At 70.1% G+C, this 23,279-nt stretch carries 17 protein-coding genes and 1 pseudogene; 9 read left to right on the plus strand and 9 right to left on the minus strand.

Features of this window, described 5'->3' with window-relative positions:
* Window positions 1-293 precede the first annotated feature (293 nt).
* From ACIBCM_RS10005 to ACIBCM_RS10015, 3 genes are all read right to left on the minus strand, one after another.
* Complete coding sequence (locus ACIBCM_RS10005; protein ID WP_399241504.1) at window positions 294-662, minus strand: PPOX class F420-dependent oxidoreductase; 369 nt, start codon at window positions 660-662, stop codon at window positions 294-296.
* A 211-nt stretch (window positions 663-873) separates the two neighbouring features.
* On the minus strand, window positions 874-1,359 hold the full coding sequence (locus ACIBCM_RS10010; protein ID WP_399241505.1) for a DUF456 domain-containing protein: 486 nt from the start codon (window positions 1,357-1,359) through the stop codon (window positions 874-876).
* Between the two features lie 580 nt (window positions 1,360-1,939).
* Entirely contained in the window at window positions 1,940-2,941 is a 1,002-nt protein-coding gene (locus ACIBCM_RS10015; RefSeq protein WP_399241506.1) for a helix-turn-helix domain-containing protein, read from the minus strand.
* 248 nt (window positions 2,942-3,189) lie between these two features.
* Here ACIBCM_RS10015 and ACIBCM_RS10020 point away from each other — a divergent pair, with 248 nt between their 5' ends.
* From ACIBCM_RS10020 to ACIBCM_RS10045, 6 genes are all read left to right on the plus strand, one after another.
* Window positions 3,190-6,954 carry a S8 family serine peptidase gene (locus ACIBCM_RS10020; RefSeq protein ID WP_399241507.1) on the plus strand — a complete coding sequence of 1,255 codons (3,765 nt, stop codon included), beginning with the start codon at window positions 3,190-3,192 and terminating at the stop codon, window positions 6,952-6,954.
* Window positions 6,955-7,101: 147 nt separating this feature from the next.
* Window positions 7,102-9,423, plus strand: a complete 2,322-nt coding sequence (locus tag ACIBCM_RS10025; protein ID WP_399241508.1) for a protein phosphatase 2C domain-containing protein — start codon at window positions 7,102-7,104, stop codon at window positions 9,421-9,423.
* 149 nt (window positions 9,424-9,572) lie between these two features.
* The gene (locus ACIBCM_RS10030) at window positions 9,573-11,315 is read left to right on the plus strand and encodes a pyruvate dehydrogenase (RefSeq protein ID WP_399241509.1); all 1,743 of its coding nucleotides are present in this window, start codon (window positions 9,573-9,575) and stop codon (window positions 11,313-11,315) included.
* A 179-nt stretch (window positions 11,316-11,494) separates the two neighbouring features.
* Entirely contained in the window at window positions 11,495-11,974 is a 480-nt protein-coding gene (locus tag ACIBCM_RS10035) for an ATP-binding protein (RefSeq protein WP_399241645.1), read from the plus strand.
* A 276-nt stretch (window positions 11,975-12,250) separates the two neighbouring features.
* Window positions 12,251-14,215: a polymorphic toxin-type HINT domain-containing protein gene (locus ACIBCM_RS10040; RefSeq protein ID WP_399241510.1), complete on the plus strand. Its 1,965-nt coding sequence runs from the start codon at window positions 12,251-12,253 to the stop codon at window positions 14,213-14,215.
* Window positions 14,216-14,241: 26 nt separating this feature from the next.
* On the plus strand, window positions 14,242-14,706 hold the full coding sequence (locus ACIBCM_RS10045) for a hypothetical protein (RefSeq protein ID WP_399241511.1): 465 nt from the start codon (window positions 14,242-14,244) through the stop codon (window positions 14,704-14,706).
* Between the two features lie 89 nt (window positions 14,707-14,795).
* On the opposite strand, the pseudogene ACIBCM_RS10050 reads toward ACIBCM_RS10045, so the two are convergent.
* Window positions 14,796-15,048, minus strand: a pseudogene (locus tag ACIBCM_RS10050) (tyrosine-type recombinase/integrase); the annotation flags it as partial.
* Window positions 15,049-15,584: 536 nt separating this feature from the next.
* Between ACIBCM_RS10050 and ACIBCM_RS10055 the strand changes: the two are divergent.
* Together ACIBCM_RS10055 and ACIBCM_RS10060 are read left to right on the plus strand one after the other, a co-directional pair.
* The gene (locus tag ACIBCM_RS10055) at window positions 15,585-16,784 is read left to right on the plus strand and encodes a toxin C-terminal domain-containing protein (RefSeq protein WP_399241512.1); all 1,200 of its coding nucleotides are present in this window, start codon (window positions 15,585-15,587) and stop codon (window positions 16,782-16,784) included.
* Window positions 16,785-16,922: 138 nt separating this feature from the next.
* Window positions 16,923-17,270: a hypothetical protein gene (locus ACIBCM_RS10060; protein WP_399241513.1), complete on the plus strand. Its 348-nt coding sequence runs from the start codon at window positions 16,923-16,925 to the stop codon at window positions 17,268-17,270.
* A 261-nt stretch (window positions 17,271-17,531) separates the two neighbouring features.
* On the opposite strand, the gene ACIBCM_RS10065 is transcribed toward ACIBCM_RS10060, so the two are convergent.
* The 3 genes from ACIBCM_RS10065 to ACIBCM_RS10075 all read right to left on the minus strand — a co-directional run bounded on the left by ACIBCM_RS10065 (window position 17,532) and on the right by ACIBCM_RS10075 (window position 20,359).
* Complete coding sequence (locus ACIBCM_RS10065; RefSeq protein ID WP_399241514.1) at window positions 17,532-18,086, minus strand: hypothetical protein; 555 nt, start codon at window positions 18,084-18,086, stop codon at window positions 17,532-17,534.
* A gap of 98 nt (window positions 18,087-18,184) precedes the next feature.
* Window positions 18,185-19,276 carry a DUF2637 domain-containing protein gene (locus tag ACIBCM_RS10070; RefSeq protein WP_399241515.1) on the minus strand — a complete coding sequence of 364 codons (1,092 nt, stop codon included), beginning with the start codon at window positions 19,274-19,276 and terminating at the stop codon, window positions 18,185-18,187.
* Window positions 19,277-19,513: 237 nt separating this feature from the next.
* Complete coding sequence (locus ACIBCM_RS10075; RefSeq protein ID WP_399241516.1) at window positions 19,514-20,359, minus strand: (2Fe-2S)-binding protein; 846 nt, start codon at window positions 20,357-20,359, stop codon at window positions 19,514-19,516.
* A 222-nt stretch (window positions 20,360-20,581) separates the two neighbouring features.
* On the opposite strand from ACIBCM_RS10075, the gene ACIBCM_RS10080 reads away from it, so the two are divergent.
* Window positions 20,582-21,457 carry an FCD domain-containing protein gene (locus ACIBCM_RS10080; protein WP_399241646.1) on the plus strand — a complete coding sequence of 292 codons (876 nt, stop codon included), beginning with the start codon at window positions 20,582-20,584 and terminating at the stop codon, window positions 21,455-21,457.
* A gap of 73 nt (window positions 21,458-21,530) precedes the next feature.
* Here ACIBCM_RS10080 and ACIBCM_RS10085 read toward each other — a convergent pair whose 3' ends face one another.
* Window positions 21,531-22,049 (minus strand): dual specificity protein phosphatase family protein, encoded by a 519-nt coding sequence (locus ACIBCM_RS10085; protein WP_399241517.1) that lies wholly within the window; start codon window positions 22,047-22,049, stop codon window positions 21,531-21,533.
* Between the two features lie 27 nt (window positions 22,050-22,076).
* Window positions 22,077-22,868, minus strand: a complete 792-nt coding sequence (locus ACIBCM_RS10090) for a hypothetical protein (RefSeq protein WP_399241518.1) — start codon at window positions 22,866-22,868, stop codon at window positions 22,077-22,079.
* Between the last annotated feature and the right edge of the window lie 411 nt (window positions 22,869-23,279).

Here is a 23,279-nt window from a genome sequence, read left to right on the forward strand (position 1 = left end):
GTCCGCGGCGCGGGGGCCCGGGGCCTCCGCGCCGCAGTGCGTGCTGCCGGTTGTCTGCCGTGCGGCGCGTGCCGGTGAGTGACCGGCGCGGGCCGTACGGTCTGCTCGGGTTGCCCGGTTGCCGGCGGCTGCCGGGTTCGCTTGGTCTGCCGGGTCTGCCGGGTCTTCACGGGCGGTGTGTGTACCTCGGGCGGCTCAGTGGAGCCGCGCGTCCGCCCGGCGGGAGCCGGGGATACGGCGAGGGGCGGCCCCGTGGCCGGTTCAGGTTCCGGGGGCGACCGTGCGGGCCGAAGTCACTCGTCCAGGCCCCAGCTGTGGATCTTCTTCGGATGAATCCGGATCAGCTCCTCGCTGAAGTACGGACCCAAGTCGTGGGGACCCGTGAGGAGTTCCACCTCACCACGGATGTCCACCCCGCGCACCTTCCACGGCCTGAGGCTCACGATGTCGTCGATGACGAGCCCCACCTTCGGATTCGCCTGGAGGTTGCGCCACTTCTTCGTCCGCGCCAGATCGTGGCCCCCGATCAGGATCGTCCCGTCCTCCTGGGGGAAGAAGCCGACCGGGTTCGCCTGCGGCTGGCCCTTCGGGTCGACGGTCGCCAGCCGTCCCAGCCGCTGGGAGGAGAGATACGAACGCTCGGCTTCGCTGAAAGAGGTCATGGACGAAAGCCTCACACGCGCCGCCGGGATTCCGCATCGGACCATGGACCGGGGACCTCGGCGTCGTCCTGCCCCGCGTGGGTCTCGCGGCCCGCTGGTCGGTCGTTCCTCCCCGGGGTGCCCGGGAACGGCTCGCGCGCAGCGTCAGGACGGCGTCCGGGGGAGCCCTGGAGATCCGGTGTGCCTCAGCTCCAGAGGTCAGCCCCAGAGGTCAGCCCCAGAGGACCGCGCCCAGCCAGGCCCCCGCGATCAGCAGACAGGCGAACAGCTCCACCAGAACGCTCGTCCCGGCCGCCCGCATCACCGTGCGGGTCGAGGCGACCGCCTGGCCGTGGCCGCCGAGCCGGTGCCGTTCGTAACCGTAGATACCTCCGATGAACCCCGGTATCGCGCCGAGTACCGGCACCACGAAGAAGCCCACGATCGCGCCCGCGCCCGCGACGGCGGCCATCCCGCCGGTGGCTCCGGAGTCGCGTATGCGGCGTGTCGGCATCAGCCAGAGGATCACCTGGACGACCAGGAGCAGGGCCGTGGAGGCGACGAGCAGTACCCAGGCAAGGACGGTCTGCTCATGGAGGGACCACCAGAGCATGGCTGCCCAGACGAGCCACCGGCCCGGAACGCCGGGGATGATCACGCCGACGACTCCCAGCGCGATGACCAGGCCGACCAGGAGAAGCTGCCAGACGCCGCCCATCTGCCAAGGGTGCCGGATGGGCGGGCGTGGCGCTTGTCGGGGCCTCCGCGGTGGTGTGTTTCCGGGCAGCGGGCCCGGGGCCCTGCGCCTCAATCGCCGGCGGGGCTGACTTCGGCGCTGTTCCCGGTGGTGTCGTGGTGGGCGGCTGGTCGGTGCGGGTGCTCCCTGCCGGGGTGGGTGTGCTGGCGTCCCGCCGTGTGCCGGGGGTGTTGGGCCCGGGGCCCTGCGCCTCAATCGCCGGCGGGGCTGATTCTGGTTCCGTGTCCTGTTCGCTGGCGGTTGGGGTTGGTGCCGCTGTTTCCGGTGGTGTCGTGGTGGGCGGCTGGTCGGTGCGGGTGCTCCCTGCCGGGGTGGGTGTGCTGGCGTCCCGCCGTGTGCCGGGGGTGTTGGGCCCGGGGCCCTGCGCCTCAATTGCCGGCGAGGCTGGACGTGGCTCCGTGCCTCAAGTGCCGAGAGGGCTGGACGTGGCTCCATGCGTCGAACGCCAGCCAGGCTGGACGTGGCTCCGCGCCTCAAGCGCCGAGAGGGGGCTGGACGTGGCTCCGGGCCTGGTTTGGTTTCCCCGACAGTGCAGGGGCGGCTACGGCTCCCGGGAGACCCAGCCGCGGGCGTACGCGTGCCAGCCCAGTTGGAGGCGGGTGGTGACGCCGGTCAGTTCCATGAGGCCCTTGACGCGGCGCTGGACCGTGCGGAGGCCGAGGTCGAGTTGTTTGGCGACGCGGGCATCGGTCATGCCGGCGAGGAGGAGGGAGAGGATCTCCAGGTCGGTGGCGTCGGGGCGGGGCGGGAGTTCTTCGACGGGGGGCGGGGAGCCGTCGGAGGCGGGCGGGCCGAGGCGGAGGGGGAGGGCGTCGCGCCAGACCGCCTCGAAGAGGCCCATGAGGGACTCCAGGAGCCCGCTGCCGTGGACGACGAGAGCCGAGGGGTCGGAGCCGTGGACCGTGAGGGGGACCATCGCGAGGGCGCGGTCGGCGACGACCAGTTTGGTGGGGACGCGGTCCACGACCCGTATCCGCTCGTCGCGGCCGAGCGCCGCCGTCAGCTCGCCGATGCCGCCGGGCGCGGACAGGACCTCGCGTTCGATCACCACGCGATACAGCACACCGCGCCGTGCCGCGTTCTCCTCCGCCGTGTTGTCCTGGCCGGTGATCACGACCGGCCGCCCGGTGACCAGGGCGCAGACCTCCTCCGTCGCCCCCAGCTGGAGCTGGGCGAAGCGGTGCGTCACGGCCCGGCCGCCCGTCACCACCTCCACCAGATCGTGCACGGCGGGCTCGGCGGCCTCGGCGCGGTACTCCTCCGCGAGCAGGGCCGCCGCCAGCTCCGCCTGTTCCAGCTCGTGGCGCTGCTGGGTGAGCAGCGCCCCCAGCGCGACCCCCGGCGGCGCCGCGACCCAGCGGCCCAGCCGTGCCGAGGACTGCGCGGCGAGCCCCTGCTGCTCCAGCCGCCGCAGCGTCCGCTCCGTGTCCGGCTCCGGCAGCGCCAGCCGGTGCGCCAGATCGGTGACCTCGGCCGCCCCCAGCGCGACCAGCGCGCGGTACGCCGACTCCTGCCTCTCGTCGAGACCTATCGCTCCGAGCACCAGACCCCTCCCAGCACCGGACCTCGCCGGACCGGACACGCGACGTCATGACCCCCGGGGGACCGCCGTGGCGGAAAGCGGCCACGGCATGTTCCCGCCTCGCTCATCATCCCCTGTACCCCGTGCAGCTCTGGCACTGTTGCGCCACCCCAGCACCAACAGCCTCCGGCGTCGGTGAATTTGGTGTGCGCTCATGTGCTTTGTCCGCCTTGCGTACGCATGTCGTGCCGGAATCAGATGGGAGAGCGATGCGCCCGATGACGCGTACGGCCCTGGGAGCGGCGCTGGCCGCGGCCCTGGCGGTCAGCGTGATCGCCCCGTCGGCGGCGAGCCCGTACGACGGTGACGGAACGACCGATACGGCCGGCACGACCGCCAAGAGACCGCTCGTCGGCGGCGAACCGGCCGCGCGGAAGGGGGAACGGCCGTCCACGGTCACCCTCGTCACGGGAGACCGCGTACTCGTCCGCCGCGACCCGGCCGGCGCCCCGACGGCCACCCTGCTGCCGCGCGCCGACGGTACGACCCCCCTCGTCCAGACCCGCCGATCGGGCCGTGACCTGTACGTCTACCCCGAAGGCGCCGCCTCCGCGCTCGCCGCCGGCACGGTCGACGAGGAACTGTTCAATGTCACCGGGCTGATCCGCCAGGGCTACGACGACGAGCGCTCACCCACCCTGCCGCTGATCGCCGTCTACGGCACCGATGTGTCCGGTTCCGTGCCCGCCGCCCCGCGCGGCGCACGGCGCGGCCAGGTCCTCAAGGCCGTCGACGGGGTCGCGCTGCGGGCCGACAAGAAGCAGGCGGCCACCTTCTGGGCCGACCTCGCCCGTACACGCGCCGGCTCCCGGATGACCAAGCTCTGGCTGGACCGCAAGGTCGAGGCCACCCTCGACCGCTCCACGCGCCAGGTCCGCGCGAACGCCGCCTGGGCCGCCGGATACGACGGCAGGGGCACCAGGGTCGCCGTGCTCGACACCGGCGCGGACGCCGGACACCCCGACCTCAAGGGCCGGATCACCGCCTCCCGGAACTTCACCGACTCCGACACCGACGGCGATGTTCAGGGCCACGGCACCCACACCATGTCCACGGTGGGCGGCTCCGGCGCGGCCGGCGGCGGCAGGAACAAGGGCGTGGCCCCCGGCGCGGACCTCCTCAACGCCAAGGTCCTCGACGACTGGGGCTCCGGCGCCACCTCCTGGATCATCGCCGGGATGCAGTGGGCCGTCGACAACAAGGCCGACATCGTCTCCATGAGCCTCGGCAGCTCGGAACCGACCGACTGCACCGACCCGATGAGCACCGCCACCGCCGAACTCGCCCGCAGCGAGGGCACGCTGTTCGTCGTCGCCGCGGGCAACAGCGGTCCCGTACTGAACTCCGTCTCCTCACCCGGCTGTGTGCCCGCCGTGCTCACCGTCGGAGCCGTCGACCGCGACGACACCACCGCGGGCTTCTCCAGCCGCGGCCCCACCCGCGTCACCCATACCCTCAAGCCCGAGATCGCCGCGCCCGGCGTCGGCATCTCGGCCGCCGCGGCGGGCGGCCGCGGGGTGTACGCCTACCAGTCCATGTCCGGTACGTCGATGGCCACCCCGCATGTCGCGGGCGCGGCCGCCGTACTGCGCCAGCGCCACCCCGACTGGACGGCCCAGCAGCTGAAGGCCGCCCTCGTCTCCTCGGCCGAGCCGTCGGACCGGGCGTCCGCCCCCGGGGACGTACGCGAGACCGGCGCCGGACGGCTCGACGTCGGGGCCGCCGTCGCCACCACCGTCACCGGCGCCCCCGCCGTCCAGGGCGGGACCTTCGACTGGCCCCAGCACAGTAGCGACCGCACCACCGTCTCCCTCCCGTACACCAACACCGGCGACCGGCCACTACGGCTGGACCTCGCCGTCCGCTCCGTCACCGGCAACGACGGCTCCCGCGTCCGTGCGCCCCTCGCCCGGCTCGGCTCACGGTCCGTCACCGTCCCCGCCGGGGCCACCGTCAAGGTCCCGCTCACCCTCGACCCGTCCGTACGGATCGAACGCGCCCAGTACGGCGACATCACCGGCCGGGTCATCGCCACGGCGTCCGGCGTCAGCGTCTCCACGCCCTTCGCGCTGTACGTCCAGCCCGAGACCGTCACCCTGCGCGTCAAGCTCGTCGACCGCGCCGGACAGCCCGCCGCCGGGTTCTCCTCGCTCGACGTCATCGGCACCGACGACGCCAGTGGCGAGCGCCGCCTCAACAAGGGCGCGGCCGAACAGACCTACCGGCTGCGCCCCGGCTCGTACTTCCTCTCCTCCTTCGTCAGCTCTCCCGATCTGACGGTCGGCTATCTCGCCCGCCCCGAGATCGAGCTGACGAAGGACACCACGATCGTCCTCGATGCGCGCGAGGCCCACCGGCTGAGCGTGCGCACCGACCGCCCCGGCGAAGCCCGCGGCGCCACCCTCGGCTTCTCCCGCACCTGGGACGAGTGGCTGCACGAAGGCAGCCTCACCGGCAACCGGCTCATCACCGGCTACTACGCCGACGTACGGGGCCGCGCCCGTGACGGCGACTTCGAGTTCGCCAGCTACTGGCGCGTCTACGCCCCCCTCGTCGACGAGCTCTCGGTCGTGGGCGGCCCCGCCCTCCACCCGATCGCCGCGAACGCCGGATCGGTCAACCTCGACGGCACCGGCCGGGCCGAGGTCGTCGACGCGGGCGCCGGCACACCGGAGGAACTGCGGGCGGCCGGCGTCGGAGGGAAGTTCGCCCTCGTCTCGTTCCCCGACGACGGCGGCAGCGCCTACGTCCTGGCCCAGAACGCCAAGGCCGCGGGCGCGAAGGCCGTCATCGTGCACCGCCCGTCCGCCGGGCGCTGGCTGCCCTCCACCGGCCATGGCGCGGCGCCCCACCCGGTGCTGGTCATCGAGGCCGCCGAGGCGGCGTCCCTGCGGGAGCGGCTGGGGGCCGGTCCGGTGACCCTCCGCTGGCGGGCCACCGCGCGGAGCCCGTACGTCTACAACCTGGCCTTCCCCGAGGACGGCCCGGTCACCTCCGGCCGCGTCTACCGCGTCCGCGACGGCGCGCTCGGCCGCAACGAGTCCACGTACCACGCGATGGGCGTGCGCTCCGACTACACCGACAGCGTTCTCGCCTACCGTCCCGACGGCGCGCAGGCCCTGATCTCCGGCATGAATCTGGTCGGTGTCCCCGGCACCCGCACGGAGTTGTACTCGACGGGCGACACCTCCTGGGACCATCTCGTCTCCTCCAGCTTCCCGTGGGGCGAGAGCATGGTCGACCCGCCGCGCACCTACAGGCCGGGCCAGCGGCGCGCGGAGAGCTGGTACGGCGGAGTCCCCGCCCCTGCCACCCCGCGCGACTCCACCGGGAAACCGGAACTCGCCGCCGAACGGCAGGGCAATCTGATCGGGGCCGCCCCGGCGTTCTGGGGCGACAGCGAACACTCCGGCCTCGCGGGGTCGTTCGGTGACCTCGGCAGTCTGAGGCTGACCCGTGACGGCGAGGAGGTCGGGGAGAGCCCGTACCCCTTCGGCGCCTTCGAGGTCCCCGCGGGGGAGGCGGCGTACGAACTCACCCTGTCCACCACCAAGATCGGAATACCCTCCACCGTATGGAAGCGCTCCACCCAGGTCGAGACGTCCTGGAAGTTCCGCTCCGCGCTGGACGAGAGCGTCTACTCCCAGGGGATTCCGCTGCTCTTCCCCGGTTACGGCCTTCCCGAGGACGGCCTGAAAACACTCCCCGCGGCCGACGGCCAGCGCATCACCCTGACCGCCACCGGCCATGCGGGCTACCGCCCCGCCGCGCTGACCTCGGCGAAGCTGTCGTACTCCTACGACGGTGGTGACACCTGGACGGCCGCGCCCACCTCCCGCAAGGGCGGAAACTGGACCGCGACCGTCGACCACGCGGGCGCGGCGGGCAGGCCCGTCACCCTGCGGACCGAACTCACGGACGCCAACGGCAATTCCGTGACCCAGCTCGTGGCCGACGCGTACGCCGTGCGCTGACCTTTGGAGCTGACCCCATGACAGGTCCGCCGTGCGCCCGGCCCACGGGGGGTCGGACGCCCGGCGGACCGCTGTTCGGGTGGTGCCCGCCGACAGGTTTTCGGCCTGCCCCGTTTTCCGGGGGCTCTCGCGGTGGACAATAAGGGCATGAGTCAGCAGGGGGAGACGCCCGCCGCCGCCGAGGACGACTGGTGGAACCGGCTGTACGACGAGTCCGAGCCGGACACGGGTCCGGCGCCACGAGGGGGCGACACGCTCGACGACCACTTCGAGTCCGTGTCGGACACGGTCACCGAGCCCGGGCCCGGGGCCGGGACCGAGGGGTCTTCGGGCGGCGGTGTCCCCCGGTCCCGGGCCTGGTGGGAGGCGGACCCGGCGGACACCCTGGACGTCCCCGAGGCGCTGGTCGGCGGGGGCGGACCGGTCGGCGGGGGCGGACCCGTTGGCGCGGACCGCGCTCCTGGTCCGGGCCGCGTTCCTGACCCGGACCGTGCCGCCGGTTCGGGCGGTGCATCCGGTCCGGGCCGCGGTGCCGGTGAGCCGGGTGGGTCCGGTACGTCGGGGGAGTCCGGTGGGTCCGGGGCCTCCGGTGCATCTGGTGAAGCCGGGACCTCGGCGTCGGGCGTTCCCGAGCCGACTCTCCCGGAGTTGACCGTTCCGCCATCGCCGGAGCCGTCCGCCGGAACGGCTGGCTCCGGCGGATCTGGTGGAGTCGGCGGGACCGCTGGATCGGGCGGTCAGGGCACGGCCATGACCGCGGGACCGCCGGTAACCACCACCGCGCCGGGGACGGAGGACGACAACCCGGCCGGACGCGGTGAGGCCCGTGCCTCGGGTGACCCGCGTCAACCGGATGACCCGCGTCAGTCTGCTGGGCCGGGTAGGCCGGGCGAGCTGCGTGCGTCGGGCGAACCGAGGGTGCCGGGTGCTTCAGAAGTATCGGGTGCGCCGGGTGGTCCGCGTGAAACAGGCGCGTCAGGTGGTCCGCGTGAGCCGGGTACACCGGGGCCGTCCGATGCGTCGGCCGAGCGGGGCACGCCACCGGTCCGGGACACGGTGGCCGGGTCCGACCGGCCCGCCAAGCCGTCCGCGCCGGGCGCCTGGGCCCCCGCCGGTGCGGTCCCACCCTCCGTACCGCCCGGTCCCCCGCCCGCGGCCCCGCGCCCCCGGGCCCCCTGGGAAGCGCCCACCGGGGCCGTACCGCCCGAGCGTCCGGCCGCGCCGCCGGTGAGGCCTCCCGCACAGGCGCCCCCGCCGCTCACGCCCGAACCACCGGAGCGCCCGGCCCCACCCCCCGTCCAGCGCCCCGCGCAGGCGCCCCCGCAGCCCTCGGTCGCGCCCCCGCCCGCGCGCCCCCCGGCGCCGTCACCCGCCACGCCCCCGGCGCAGCCGCCCGGGCGCCCCGCCGTGCCGCCGGCCGTCCGGTCCGCGGTGCCTTCGGAGCCGCCCGCTTCTGCGGGCGCACCACGGGCAGCCGACCGGCATCCGGAGTACATCGGGGCCGGGCCGCCCACCTATGACGCCGAGCCCACCGCCCTTCCCGTCGCGGACGCGGCCCGCCTGGATGAGGTGGTCGCGGACACGGTGCTCGACGGGGCCCGGTACGGGGCGTACACCCTCCGAGCCGCATCGACGCGCGGGGACTCCGCACGCTACCGCGGCGAGCCCCGCCGGGACGCGCTGCTGACCGCCCGGTTCGGGGCCGGAACCGGCGCGCTGGTGCTGGTGGCCGTGGCGAGCGGGGCACGGGGGACCGAGGGGGCCCATCTCGCCGCCGCCGACGTCTGCCGGTGGATCGGCGGGGCCGTCGGGCGGAGCCATGTCAGGCTCGCCGAGGACATCAGGGCCGGGCGGCGCGGCGAACTCAAGTCCGGGCTGCACCGTCTGACCGACCGCAGTTTCGGGAAACTGCGGGCCGCCGCCGCCGATCTGGGGGTGGCGCCGGAGGAGTACACCGCGGGGCTGCGCTGTCTGCTGCTCTCCGCCGACCCCCGGTGCCGTACCCGGGTCTTCTTCGGCGTCGGCCCCGGCGGGCTGTTCCGGCTCAGGGACGGAGGCTGGCAGGACATCGAGCCGGAGGTACCCAAGCCCGACTCGGTCGCGGGCGAACCGGTCGTCGGATACGGCTCGTCACGGGCGGACGTCCCCTCGGAGACCCCGGACGGCGACCGGCTGACCATGGACCTCGGGATCGCGACTCCGCCGTCCCTCTATGTGGAAGCACCGGTGCCGGCGCCCGCGGAGGCCTTCCGGTTCCGGGCGTCCGTGGCCCGCCCCGGGGACACGCTCCTGCTCTGCGGCCCCGGACTCGCCGAGCCGATGCGCGGTGAGCCGGACCTCGCGGCGGAACTGGCCGGGCGCTGGGCCGGGAGTGAGCCGCCGGGCCTCGCCGCGTTCCTCGCCGACGCCACCCTGCGGGTCAAGGGGTACGCGGACGATCGTACGGCCGTCGCCGTCTGGGAGGCATGACCCCCGGCCCGTGAGCACACCCGGGCCCCGGCGGCCCGCCCCGCGGACGCTGCCGGGGCGGGCCGCTGGACGTAACTGGGAGGCGAAATCGCGCTCACCGTGAATTGATGGACGTTCATACGTCCATGCCGAGAAAGGGTGCGCATCCCATGGCCAAGCAGAACGTGGCGGAGCAGTTCGTCGACATTCTCGTCCGCGCCGGTGTCCAGCGGCTCTACGGAGTCGTCGGTGACAGTCTCAACCCCGTCGTCGACGCGATCCGCCGCAACTCCGCCATCGACTGGATCCAGGTCAGGCACGAGGAGACCGCCGCCTTCGCGGCCGGCGCCGAGGCGCAGATCACCGGAAAACTCGCGGCCTGCGCGGGATCCTGCGGCCCGGGCAATCTCCATCTCATCAACGGGCTCTATGACGCCCACCGCTCCATGGCCCCCGTACTGGCCCTCGCCTCCCACATCCCCTCCAGCGAGATCGGTCTCGGATACTTCCAGGAGACCCACCCGGACCAGCTGTTCCGTGAGTGCTCCCACTACAGCGAGCTGATCTCCAATCCGAAGCAGATGCCCCGGCTGCTCCAGACGGCGGTCCAGAACGCCATCGGCCGCAGCGGTGTCAGCGTCGTCTCGCTGCCGGGCGACATCGCCGCCCAGCAGGCCCCCGAGAAGGCCGTCGAACACGCGATGGTGACCTCGCGGCCGACCGTACGCCCGGGGGACGGGGAGATCGACAAGCTGGTCCGGATGATCGACGAGGCCGACCGGGTCACCCTCTTCTGCGGCAGCGGCACGGCGGGCGCGCACGCCGAGGTGATGGAGTTCGCCGAGCTGGTGAAGTCCCCGGTGGGACACGCCCTGCGGGGCAAGGAGTGGATCCAGTACGACAACCCGTACGACGTCGGCATGAGCGGTCTGCTCGGTTACGGCGCCGCTTACGAGGCCACCCACGAGTGCGATCTGCTGATCATGCTCGGGACGGACTTCCCGTACAACGCCTTCCTGCCCGACGATGTGCGGATCGCCCAGGTCGACATCCGCCCCGAGAACCTGGGCCGCCGCTCCAAACTGGATCTCGCCGTCTGGGGCGATGTCCGTGAGACCCTGCGCTGTCTGATCCCGCGGGTCCGGGCGAAGAGCGACCGCAGGTTCCTCGACAAGATGCTGAAGAAGCACGCCGACGCGCTGGAGGGGGTCGTCAAGGCGTACACCCGCAAGGTGGAGAAGCATGTTCCGATCCACCCCGAGTATGTGGCGTCGGTGCTCGACGAACTCGCCGACGAGGACGCGGTGTTCACCGTCGACACCGGGATGTGCAATGTCTGGGCCGCGCGCTATCTCTCGCCCAACGGCCGCCGGCGGATCATCGGGTCCTTCAGCCACGGATCGATGGCCAACGCCCTGCCGCAGGCGATCGGGGCGCAGTTCGTCGACCGGGAGCGCCAGGTCATCTCGATGTCCGGCGACGGCGGGTTCTCGATGCTGATGGGCGACTTCCTCACCCTCGTCCAGTACGACCTGCCGGTGAAGGTGGTGCTCTTCAACAACTCCTCGCTGGGCATGGTCGAACTGGAGATGCTGGTCGCGGGGCTGCCCTCGTACGGAACGACCAACAAGAACCCCGACTTCGCCGCGATCGCCCGGGCGTCCGGCGCGTACGGCGTACGGGTCGAGAAGCCCCGGCAGCTGGAGGGCGCGCTGAAGGAGGCCCTCAAGCACAAGGGTCCGGCGCTCGTCGATGTGGTGACCGACCCGAACGCCCTCTCCATCCCGCCGAAGATCAGCGCGGAGATGGTCACCGGATTCGCGCTCTCCGCCAGCAAGATGGTGCTGGACGGCGGGGTCGGCCGGATGGTGCAGATGGCCCGTTCCAATCTCCGGAACGTTCCCCGGCCCTGAGACGCCCATCTCCGACAATTGGCGTAGACCACATCCGCCCTCTGCGGGAAAAATCCCGTCCCGGAGCGGCTTGACCATTTCGTCATGCGTGGTGTGCCCCGGATAAGGGCAGGGCTCTCCGTGGAAGTATGCGACACGGAGAGTCGTGACGAAGGGTCCGACGTTAACGGGTGGGGATGATGACAGGGCGTCAGGGAGGGGCCGGGTCCGCCGCAGACGGACACGGCCGGCATGGGGGACAGCCTGGACAGGCCCGCGGAAGGGAGCGGCTGCACCGGAGCATGGGGTGCGGCGATCTGAAGTCCGTGCCGGAGGTGCGGCACGGACTCCGGGAACTACTGGGCCACTGGGCCGGCCGGGACACGGCCGACGTGGCCGAACTGCTGGCGAGTGAACTGGTCACCAACGCGCTGATCCACACGGATCACGGCGCGGTGGTCACGGCGACGGTGGCGTCCACGACGCTGCGCGTGGAGGTCCGGGACTTCATGGAGGGCCTTCCCGGCTCTCCCGCCACCGACGACGACCCCCCGGAGGAGACCCTCGACACCCACGGCCGGGGACTGGCACTGGTCCAGAGTCTGGCCGACTCCTGGGGCGTACGGACGCAGAGCGCGGGCAAGGTGGTCTGGTTCGAACTCAACAACAGGGCCGCGTAGGGGGTGCGCGGCGGGCCGGACGCCCGCCGCGCCTTCGACCGTCGCCGCGCCTTCGGCGGCCGGCAGCCGGGGAACGCCGGGTCCGGGTGATCCGCTTCCCGGTGCGGGGGTTCCTGTCACCGATGCCGTTCCCGGCGGCTGCCGGGAACGGCATCGGTGTGTCGGGGCGGTCCGGTGCCGCCGGCTAAGGGCTGTCCCGTAGTCGGCGGTGGATCAGCGCGCGGCGTCAGATGCGGTGCATCGCAAGGCGGAGGAGCGCCCACATACTGGGCGTATTTGGGCGTTTCGACAACGAAGCGAGGTGCCGTAGCTGTCGTCGTGCGCCCGCCGGAGATTGCGGGACAGCCCTTAGTACTGCTTGAGGAATCTGAACCCGGGGTAGGACCAGTGCCCGGGGCGGTTCACCTCACCTGGGACGACCAAGGCCACCTCGAAACCGTCACCCAGGGCACCAAAACATCCGAATACCGCTACGACACCGAAGGTCAGCGCCTCATCCGCAAAGACTCCACCGGCACCACCCTCTACCTCCCCGGCGGCAACGAACTCCACACAGACAACGCCGACCTGACCACCGGCACCCGCTACTACAGCGCAGGCGGCAAGAACACCGCCATGCGAACAGGCGGCACGCTGACCTTCCTCCTCACCGACCACCACAACACCGCCACCACCCAGATCACCGCCGACGCCGCCCAGACCGTCACCCGCCGCAAAACCAACATCTTCGGCGCCCCTCGCGGCCCCCAGCCCACCACCTGGAAAGGCGACAGGAGCTTCGTCGGCGGCATCAAGGACACCGACACCGGCCTCACCCACCTCGGCGCCCGCGAATACGACCCCAACATCGCCCGTTTCATCAGCGTCGACCCCCTCCTTCAGGTCGACATCCCCCAAACCCTGAACGGCTACAGCTACGGCGCCCAGAACCCCCTGATCAACCCCGACCCCAGCGGACTCGGCGTCCCCGAATGCCACTCCGGTGCACTTGACCGTTGCAGAAATGGTGTCCCCACCAAGGACTCTACCTACCACCCCGAAAGGGAACGGGACAACTGCACCTCCAACTGCTACGACGGCCCCGAAGCAACCGGTGACTCCAGTGTCACCAAGCAAAGAGGGGGCAAGAGCTGGATGGGTAAGGCTACCGACGCGTTCGTGAAAAAGGCTGTGGACTTCGGATCGGGGATGATGGACTCCACGGTTCAGCCGTTCAAAGACATCAGAAGCTGCATCACACTCGAAGGCAAATGCGAGGAAGCCCTCGCTGGAGTCCAAAAGATGTACAACCCCCTCACGGCAGTCCCCGACATGGCAAAAGGAGCATACGCCGAAGCCTCCGAGATATACGGAGACTTCTCAAATGGCAGGACTGCCGAGGGTTCCGGAAAGCTCGCCTTCAGCGCAGTGATCGCCATCATATCCAAGAGAGTAATAGCCGCTAAAGCGAAACCCAAGGGTAAATGCAGTAGCTTCATCCCCGGAACACTCGTGGTCATGGCCGACGGGAAGACCAAGCCGATTGAAGAAATCGAAATCGGCGACAAGGTCCTCGCCACCAACCCCCAGACCGGCAAGACCACCGTCAAGGAAGTAACAGACACCATCCTCAGCCAGGGCAACAAGAACCTGGTCAAGATCACACTCAAAAAAGAAAAGACCCCGAAGGTCGCCTCCGTCACCGCCACCGACAACCACCCCTTCTGGGTACCCGAACTCCGCAAGTGGATCGACGCCACAGACCTCCAACCAGGTCAGTGGCTCCGCACCAGCTCCGGAACCCACATCCAGATCACCGCAGTCAAGCGCTGGCCCCAGAACGCAACCGTCCACAACCTCACCGTCGCAGACATCCACACGTACTATGTGCTGGCGGGGGCGACGCCGGTCCTCGTTCATAATTCGAATGGCCTGTGTGGAACCGCAGCGCTGGAAAATGGGGACTGGCAGCACATCGTGGATCGGCACCGGCCTGGCGGTGCGAAGGTCGACGATAAGGCTGGAATCCTCACGGGCAAGGCCAAGCATGTTCGCGGGCGAATAGCGGAGACTATCAATCGAGGGACGCCTAGGCCGAACACGCCGGACCCTGAGACCGGTAGGCCCCGCGCCGGACAGATATATGAATGGGACTTCGGTGTTCCTGTCGGCAGGGCTGGTCCGGCGAATGGCGGTGGAGAGTTGACAAGCATTCGTGTCATCGTTAACGACGGTAAAGTCGTGACGGCGTTCCCGTTCTAGGCGAGTAGCGAAAAGCTGAGGAATCCGTGATTCACTTCTCTTTTGAGCCCCCGGGTTCTGGGTCGCCTTGGCGCGACACCTGGGACAAGGCGTGCCACGTCAGCCCGGCAGCCATCAGTGAGATTGACCTTTGCTACAAGTACTTCGGGGTACGCGTAGAGTTGGTGGTCGATGGGGTTGAGGTCATATCTGGGCAGGGTTACCTGACCCTTGTGGATCTGGCCTTGTCTCTTCGTCATTCGTTGAATCGACTTTCTTCGGGAGAAGATTCGGCGATCGGTTTCACAGAGAACGATGAAGTCATTCGACTTCGGCGCGAGGGGGATCGCGTCGTGATTACGTCATCGAAGCATGACTGGCGAGTCCCTGTCGATCGCGAAGAGCTCGTGGGTTCATTCGTTGAATTTCTGCGAGCGGCGCATTTTAATCTGACCGGCTTCATTCCTGGACTGGCGGATAATCCAGTGATTCGTGGATTTTCTCCGGAATAGGAGATCTCAGCCCCTGGAGAAGTGAGGGTGAATTATGAAGGCCCCGCCGGAGTTCTCCGGTGGGGCCTCCGTGCTGCTTGACGGCAACGTCAGCGGACGACGGCTGCAACAGGCGGGTCGTCAGGGTCGCCGTCCTGGCCGCCGAGAGCATGGCTCAAGGTCGATAGCGTCACGCTGGAGTCGGAGTCGTACGTGAGCGTAGACGCCGGCTGTGACGCCGATGTGGGCGTGGCCCAACAGCTCCTTGATGACGACGAGGTCGACGCCCTGTTCCAGGAGCAGGGTCGCGGTCGAGTGCCGTAGGTCGTGGAAGCGGATGCGTCGGAGTGCGGCCCTGTCAAGGCGACCCGCTGGCGCGGGTCGCCTTGACAGGGCCGCCCACGCGGCCCGCTCTCGGCTCCGCCACCGCGGGCCGGCCAGCGACCGGGCCGCGCAGAAACAGCGCAGCGGACGACCGGAAGCGCAAAGACGGACGCACCCGCACGACGAGCGCCAGGCTGACGGCGAGGGCAGCGGCAGGGCGTTGGTCGGTGCGTAGCTCGCGGGCGGGGTCGGTCGGCTCCGTGGGCTTTACCCACCTGTTCGGGCTGGGGCCCGCGTCGGGCAAGGCCAGGGGGCCACTCGTTCACATTGCGGTCAGGCCCAAAGCCTGCCCGAGTTGCCGGCCAGCGTACGGCCCCCTGGCCATGCCCGACCCCAACCCGAACAGGACACCGGCCAAAGCCCACTCCACCGCCCTCGCGCGTAGCCGTCTGACGGCAACGCCGACGGCAACAGGGGCGCACAACAGGGCACTTCCACGTACACCCACGGACTGGCCGAATTGCGCTGACCTGCGACAACGCAGATGACAGCACTTCAGCACGCACACGTACTATGTGCTCGCTGGTCAGACGCCGGTCCTCGTTCACAACAGCAACTGCAACTCGCTCACGCGTGCACAGTCCGACGATGTTGCGAATTTCTTGGGGTACACGAAGACTAAAATGAAGTCTGCAGGCGGGGCCCCAATTTGGGAGAACAAGAAGGCTGGAGGTGGTCAACCTCGATATATCACCTACGATCGGACCGGGCATAACAAGCAGGCTGTATTCAAGGGTGCCAGCTTCCGTAACCCTTTCCAGTCGACGAAGGATTCGGCTCGGGATGGAACGTACGGGCTGGATGTATCCCCGACAGGAGAGGTGTTGGGTCTCAAGTGGCTAGGTAGCCAAATGACAGCCGAGCTAGTCGTCAGCCCGAGCGACCAGGATGTCCGCGCCTCCCTGGCAGAGGCGCCGGGCTGGAGTGCCTACGCGGCGGATTTGTGGAGGTTGCTCAGCGTGGTGATCGAGGAATGCGGAGCTGACCGTCTTGAGGTCAGTGAGCTACTGGTCAGCGAACCGCTCCCTGACAGGTACTGGAGGCTCCGCAACGGGATGCAGGCCAGCCCGGCGGAGGCGATAGATCTCGCTGAGCGGATGGCGGCTGGGTTCGGGCCGTACTGCCGGCTGATCACGCCGGGGCGGCTTCGCGTCGAGTCGGGATGGGATGGGGCCATCCATATCTCAATGGATCCAGCGGTAGCCAATTTGCTTACCGGACTCGCTGGCGACAACCTGTCTCTTGAGTGGCGCACATCGGAACCGGACCCGGAGGAGAAACCAAGACTTGTCGATGGCGTCGTGGATGACGAGTTTTGGGGCTCGGTTCGAGCGGCGGCCGATGGGCTAGTGCTCTTGTGTGAGCGCTGGGCGCACGGCGCTTACGGCTGCCGATGGTTCCGGGTGACTGCGGAAAATATGACGGAGGTGGCACAGGTTGTACGGTCTCGCTCGCTCCTCTGCGTCGTCGCAAACCCGGACCTGCGGCTCGATGCCGGGCTATTGGGCGAAGATTTCACTGCGTTCGAAGCCCCGCTCACGCCTGGCCAACTCATTTACCGTGCCCACCCAGGAGGGGCCGATAGTCTCGCCGAAGTAGCTGGCAGGGGATTTTCGTTCATGCTGGCGGATGCGGTCTTGGCTGGGTGGTGCGCCGTGGTGCCGGATGCAGATGGCGTAGTCAGAGCAGCATGGGAGAGCCCTGGTGAGGGGTGAGGCGGGGTAGCAGCTATCTCAAGGAATAGCCGATTCGCGATCGAAGTGATCGGTGATCCTGCCTCGGAGGGTGGCGTCTCGTCGCCTTCCGAGGGCGCCGGCAGGGTCACGGTCGGGGATTTCTCAGAATCATTCCCGATGGACCTGAGCTTATGGACGGTGGCTGACTACTCTCGAAGCTGGGAGAAAGCCTTGAGGAAACTTGAGGCGAGCAAGAATTCAACCTCGTGCCTCATCTCTTCGATCACAGCCCCGGAGACCGCTAACTTCATCTTCTGCTGGCCCATTTACCGGGAAGGGGATTCTGTCCACGTGCAAAATTCGATCATCTTCCTGGATGGCCTCGAAGAAGAGTTTAATCCGCAAGAGCCTTGGCGATATGTGGAGGCTCGAAGTTTGGTTGACGAGGACGGGAACCAAATTTCTGAGTGGTCGACGACCATCTCTGAGGTGCGGCGGTTCGGCGAGTCCATCGGGGGCCAGTAGCTCAGGTGGCACGCCGTACGGGACGCTTTGTCGACTTCCCGATCGTGGCTCTGCTGTCGTCCGGCGACGCCCCCTGGCCGGACGCTGGGGAGGAACTCCTGAAGAAGCACCCCTTGCTTCCTGACCTACCTCGTCCAGGTCAGCGGACCCTTCGGGCTTGTTGCCGCAGCCAGTGTTCTGACCGTGTCGGCAGCGGTCTAGCGTTGTTCCGTACCGATCGCGGAACCAACCGTCAACCTGTCTGATGGACTGTCGGCTCGCTTAGCCGCTGGCTCCTGGAGGGGCCAGGGTCCGGGCGAAGTCGGCGAGTTCGCGGAAGTCGGCGTCGCGCAGACCGATCCGCGGGTTCACGTGGTGCAGAAGCGCATGGCCGCAGTGGTGGGCAGTCACATATGCCTGGTCCAGATCGCTCTGTTCGTCGTCCACCCAGGCGAAGGAACGGCCGTTGGCGTAGTCCACCAGGGGGCCGGTCTTCCAGTGGACCCCGTCGGGGCGGTCCCGGAACAATGCGTCGCCGAAATCGACGAAGGGGAGTTCGGGAAGGTTGAGTACCGGAGCGAGCCGGCGGTTGGCGTCGGCCATCCACGTGGTGGCCCAGCACAGCTCGTAACCGAGCTGGAGCAGGGACCGTCCGTGCTCTGGGTTGAGCCAGACCCGCGAAGGGCGCCACCGGAGCGAGAGTGATCTGCCTTCGTCCGGAGTTCCGCTGTCCTCCTGGGGCATTCTCAATGAGGTGTAGCCGTCGGGGCGCCTCTCCGGTGCGGCATAAGGGTTGAGCGGCCCGTCCACGTCGAGGAACAACAGCGGTCGGTTCACGATCTCCCCCGGTGTCAGAGCCGTCCTGGACGGGCCAACAACACAGGACCGGTCCGGAAATCCGGACCGGCCCTGTGTTGTGAGAACAGCGGCTGGGGTCAGCCGAACTGCTGCTCCAGATCCTTGAGTTTGCGTTCCAGCGAGTCGAGCCGCGGCAGCGTCATCGTGTCGTCCTCGGCGGTGAGGTCGACCATGCGGGGCTCAGCGGACGCCGAGTCCGCGGCCTGGCGGGAGGGCGTGGATCGAAGCGGCAGCGTTCCAGGCTCTATGGCAGGCTCCGCTACGGGTTTCGAGCCCTCCGTCAGGGCCCCCGCGGAACCCCCGGAGGAGCCCGTACCCGAACCGGAGGCCGACGAGGAGGCGAGCGCGGGGAGGTCCGGCTCGCGCATCACACGGCCCCGGCCCCAGGCGCGGTGCTGGCGGTTGAGAGCCCTTATACGGGCCCGGTCCAGCTTGGCCTGGTCGCGGGAGCGGATGCGGTTCTGCTTCTTCGCCGCCTGGTCCTCGCGGACCTCCTCGACCGCCTCGTCCAGGGTGCGGACGCCCTCCAGGAGCATCAGCGACCAGGCGTTGAAGGTCTCCCGGGGCGCCCTCAGCCACCGTACGACACGGATCTGGGGGAGCGGACGCGGTACGAGCCCCTGCTCGCGCAGGGCGGCGCGGCGGGTCTGCTTGAGCGCGCGGTCGAAGAGGACCGCGGCCGACAGCGACATGCCCGCGAAGAACTGCGGGGCGCCCGCGTGGCCGAGGCCCCGGGGCGCGTGGACCCAGTTGAACCAGGCCGCCGCGCCCGCGAACGTCCACACCAGAAGGCGGGAGCCGAGGGCGGCGTCACCGTGGCTGGCCTCACGGACGGCGAGCACCGAACAGAACATGGCGGCACCGTCGAGACCGAACGGGACCAGGTACTCCCAGCCCCCGGAGAGGTTCAGATTCTGCCGGCCGAAGCCGACCAGTCCGTGGAAGGAGAGAGCGGCGGCAACGGCGGCGCAGCAGAAGAGGAGTACGTAGGAGGCGGTGCCGTACAGGGCCTCCTTGCGCCTGCGGCGCTCCTCGCTGCGCTCCCAGGAATCCTCGGGCTCAGCCTTGACAGGGGCCTTCTTGGCGCGCTGGAGCACAGCGATCGCGACCAGGACTCCCACGAGCATCACGCCGCCGGGAAGCAGCCAGGTAAGCGATATGTCTCTCATGTAATGGCGTCCCTTACATCTGCATCGCGGTAGGGCGTTTCGGCCGCCATAGTGACCGAAGTCCCGGCGATCCCAGGCGGTTTTGTGGCAAGAGAACGCCAATGGGGCCATACGGCATACGGATAGGTGCGTTTTACTCGAACTGCCGTACGGGCAGAGGGAGTTGCGTACGATTTATATCACCCGGAAGGGGGGCGTGACATCCGGGAGTATGACATCGGTCCCGGCGCCGGTGGATCAGACGCCCTGAATCAGTCGTGTCACACGGTCGCTGTCGCACGTACGGGGGCACGTGACACAGGTCTCTTCCGGCCGCAGTGTATAGAACATGCAGCAACTCGCCCTGTCCCGGGTGGGCAGTTGCTCGCCCGAGGGCCCGGTGAGCACCCGGAAGCCGGGGGTGCCGACGTACGGCTTGGCGGTGCCCGGCAGCAGCAGCTCCAGCTCCGCCATCGCCCGCCGCTCCTCGCCGAGCTGTCCGCCGATGTACCAGAGACTTTCGACGACTTCGTCCGTCACCATGCCCCATAGTGCCCGCCTTCCGCGCCGCATCCGCGGGCCGAAGCCGTCCAGCAGGGGACCGAGATGCTCCGCGACGGCGCTGCGCACCTCGTGGCGCAGCGCGTCCTCGTCCCGTACGACACGGGCACCGGGCAGCCGGGCCGCCGGATCGCCCGGCAGGCAGGCGAAGTGGGTGACGCGGACCGCCATCCGTCCGAGCGTGCGGTGGTAGGCGGTATGGGCCGGGGGTACATGGGGGACGCGGCGGCGCAGAAACCAGGGGAGGGTGATCAGCAGGCAGGCCGGCCAGGCGTAGCGGTGGAGGCCGAAGGCGGCGACCACATCGGGGCGGGCCGGCTGTCCGTAGTCCCGCAGGATCTGCGCCTCGTCCCAGGCGAGATAGCCGTCCAGCGCCGGGCCGCCCGCCGCCAGTTCGTCTGCGCCCACCCAGCCGTCTCCCGCCGGGGCCGGCTCGCCGGGCTTCAGCTCGTCGATCCGCAGCCCGGAGTAGACCTCGGCGAGGCGCGCGTACGCGTCCTCGACGGCCGAGGACGCGGGGGGCAGCACAGCGGGCAGGGTCATTCCGGGACCACCGAATCACGATCGTCTTCAGGTAAGGCTTACCTTACCCGAAGGGATCGGTGTTTGAACTGCGGTCCGGTCCGCCTATCGTGCACCCTGGGCCCGGGGCCGTACCGGCCGGGCCCGCTACCGGCCGAGGAGGATCCAGTGGAGCAGGCCCCAGCGCGCGACACGGCAGCGTCCGTGCCTCCGTACACCTCCGCCCGGCCCCCCGCCTCTCCGGTGCCGTACTCCGCCCGCTCCCGTCCGTCCCGGCCGTACGGCGCCGCGCCGCACCCCGGGGGCCTTCCCGGGCAGGACCGTGGCGAGCGCCGCGCGCCCGCCGCGGAGCCGCGTGTGCCGGAACAGGGGCGCGGCGAGTCCGTACGGCCCTCCCGGCCGCGAGGCGAGCAGGCCCGGGGCGAGCACACCCACAGCGAGCCGCCCGCCCCCGCGGAGGTGACCCTGCCGGCACAGGCGCCCGTCGCACGCGCGGTCCAGCGGCACTCGGTCCGCGGCCAGGTCCTCCAGGCCCTGCGTACGGCGCTCGTCGACGGCGAACTGGTGCCCGGCGAGGTCTACTCCGCGCCGGCCCTCGCCGTACGGTTCGGTGTCTCGGCGACCCCCGTACGGGAGGCCATGCAGCGGCTGACGGCCGAGGGAGCGGTCGAGGTGGTCCCCAACCGGGGCTTCCGGGTCACCGTGCGATCACCGCGTGAACTCGCCGAACTCGCCGAGGTCCGCGCCCTGATCGAGATCCCGGTCGTGCTGCGCCTGGCCCGTACCGTCCCCGCCTGCCGCTGGGCCGAGCTGCGTCCCCTCGCGGAGGCGACGGCCGCCGCGGCGGCGATCGGCGACCGGGCCACCTACGCGGAGTCGGACCGCGCCTTCCACCGCGCGATGCTCTCCCTGTCGGGCAACGAACAACTGGTCGCGATCGCCGACGACCTCCACCGGCGCTCCCAGTGGCCCCTGACGGGCGCCCCCGTCACCCGGCGCGCGGAGCTGGTGGCCGACGCGGCCGAGCACCAGGCGCTGCTGGACGCGCTCGTCGCGCACGATCTGACGGTCGTACGCGCCCTGGTCCGCGAGCACTTCACCGGCTCCGCGGACGCCTGACCCGCCGTGGCCGGGGGCTCCGCCATGGCCGCCGGGCTCCGCCGTGGCTGAGTGTCCCGCCGCGGCGACCGGCTCACAGCATCGTGGGCGGCTCCAGATCGGTCAGCAGTGCCGCCACATGCAGACCGGTCATCAGGTACTGCTCGAAGATCTCGTTGTGCAGCGCCCACGGGGAGCGCCGCTGCCGGACCCGGTCGATCGCGTCCCCGGCGTCGAGCCCCATCTCGATCAGGGTCTGCGCGACCACCAGACCCGACCGGTTGTACCCGGCGTGGCAGCGCACCAGGACGCTGCGACCGCCGCGTAACGCGTCCGCGGTCACCACCGCCAGCTCGCGCACCCGGTCGATCTCCCGCGCGGTCAGCGGGTCGTCGGGGATGGGCAGGATCCGGTGCTCGACGCCCGCCGGCGGGCCGTGGCCCTGACGGGTGAACAGGCTGACGACCAGATCGAACTCGTGGTTCACCACCACGGGCCGGCGGCGCTCGTCGCCGTCGATCCAGACGTGACCGCCCATCCACAGCCGGCCGGTGATCTCGTCCCAGCGCGAACGCGGATCCGGGACCTCCCCCTCCTTGCGGCGTGTTCTCACCCGCCGTTCACCCCCCTCACTGTCGGGTCAGGCCGCGGGCTCCGACGGCTTCGCGGGCTGCGCTGGGACCGTGCTCGCGAGCCGGCCCGCGAGCCAGACGGGTACCCCGCCCAGCAGCCGGAAGAGCCTGCCCGCCTCGGCCCGCAGCCGGCCGGCCTCCGGCTCCGGCTCGCAGTCGGCGAGCGCGGCCAGCGCCGGAGCGGCGCCGATCAAGTACCCCAGTTCCACACGGATGCGCAGAGCCTCGGAGAAGCCGTGCCGCGCCTCCGCCAACTCTCCTTCCCTCAGGGCGAGTCCGGCCTGATGGTGCCAGGTGAAGGAGAGCAGGAGATCGTCGCCCTGCGCGGCGGCGCCGTCGTGCGCGCGGCGGTAGGCGGCCCGGGCGGCCTGCGGTGAGTCGGCGATGTGCTCGGCCAGCAGGCCCCGGCGGAAGTCCAGCAGCGGGCGCCGGGGCGAGGTGGGCTCCAGCAGGGCCGCCGCCCGGCCGAGCGCCGAGCGCGCCTCGTCGGCACGGTCGCGCACCCCGAGGATCGTCGCCGCGTACGCGAGCCTGCCGCGTTCGCAGGCCGCGCCCCCGCGCTCCTCGTCGTCCCGGGCGACGGCCTCGGCGGTCCGGAGCGCGTCCTCGGCCTCCGCCCAGCCCTCGGCGGTGAACAGACACCTCTCCACGAACAGGCCGACCCGCTCCAGAGCCGCGGCGGGATCCGTCGCGTACGGAGCCAGCAGGGCCGCCGCATCGGTCCAGCAGCCGCGTGAGCGCAGGCGCCATACCGCGGTCTGGAGTGGATCGTCACCTGCTGTGGTTCCGTAACCAGACATGGCGGTATGCGCCACTATGCCCTCCCCGAGCACGTCCTTGAGCTGTTGAGTATGGGGAATCTCAGCACGGATGGGTGCGCCTGGCCAAGGGGGTCAGGTGAATGAATTCACAAAGTTTTCTCCGGCGGCCGGATCGTGATCGGACCCGCCATGGGGCGAGATCATCGGGGTCCGGCCGTGAGCGGGGCGTACGCGGGGCGCCCGACGGGCGTCAGCAGACCGCATTCCGCCATCCCTCTGACGGGTGATCACGGGGATCCCGAGCAGGCCCGCGGGCGGGCTCCGGCGCCCCGGCCTGGGTGTTGTCGAGGTGGGCGGGTCACGGGGGTCCGGTCCGCCGCCCTCGCGTACCGCCGGTTGCGGCCTCACGGGCCGGTTTCCGCCGGTCCGCCCTCGGGGGCCGCCGGACGT

Source organism: Streptomyces sp. NPDC051018 (assembly GCF_044456085.1).
Classification (GTDB): Bacteria; Actinomycetota; Actinomycetes; order Streptomycetales; family Streptomycetaceae; genus Streptomyces.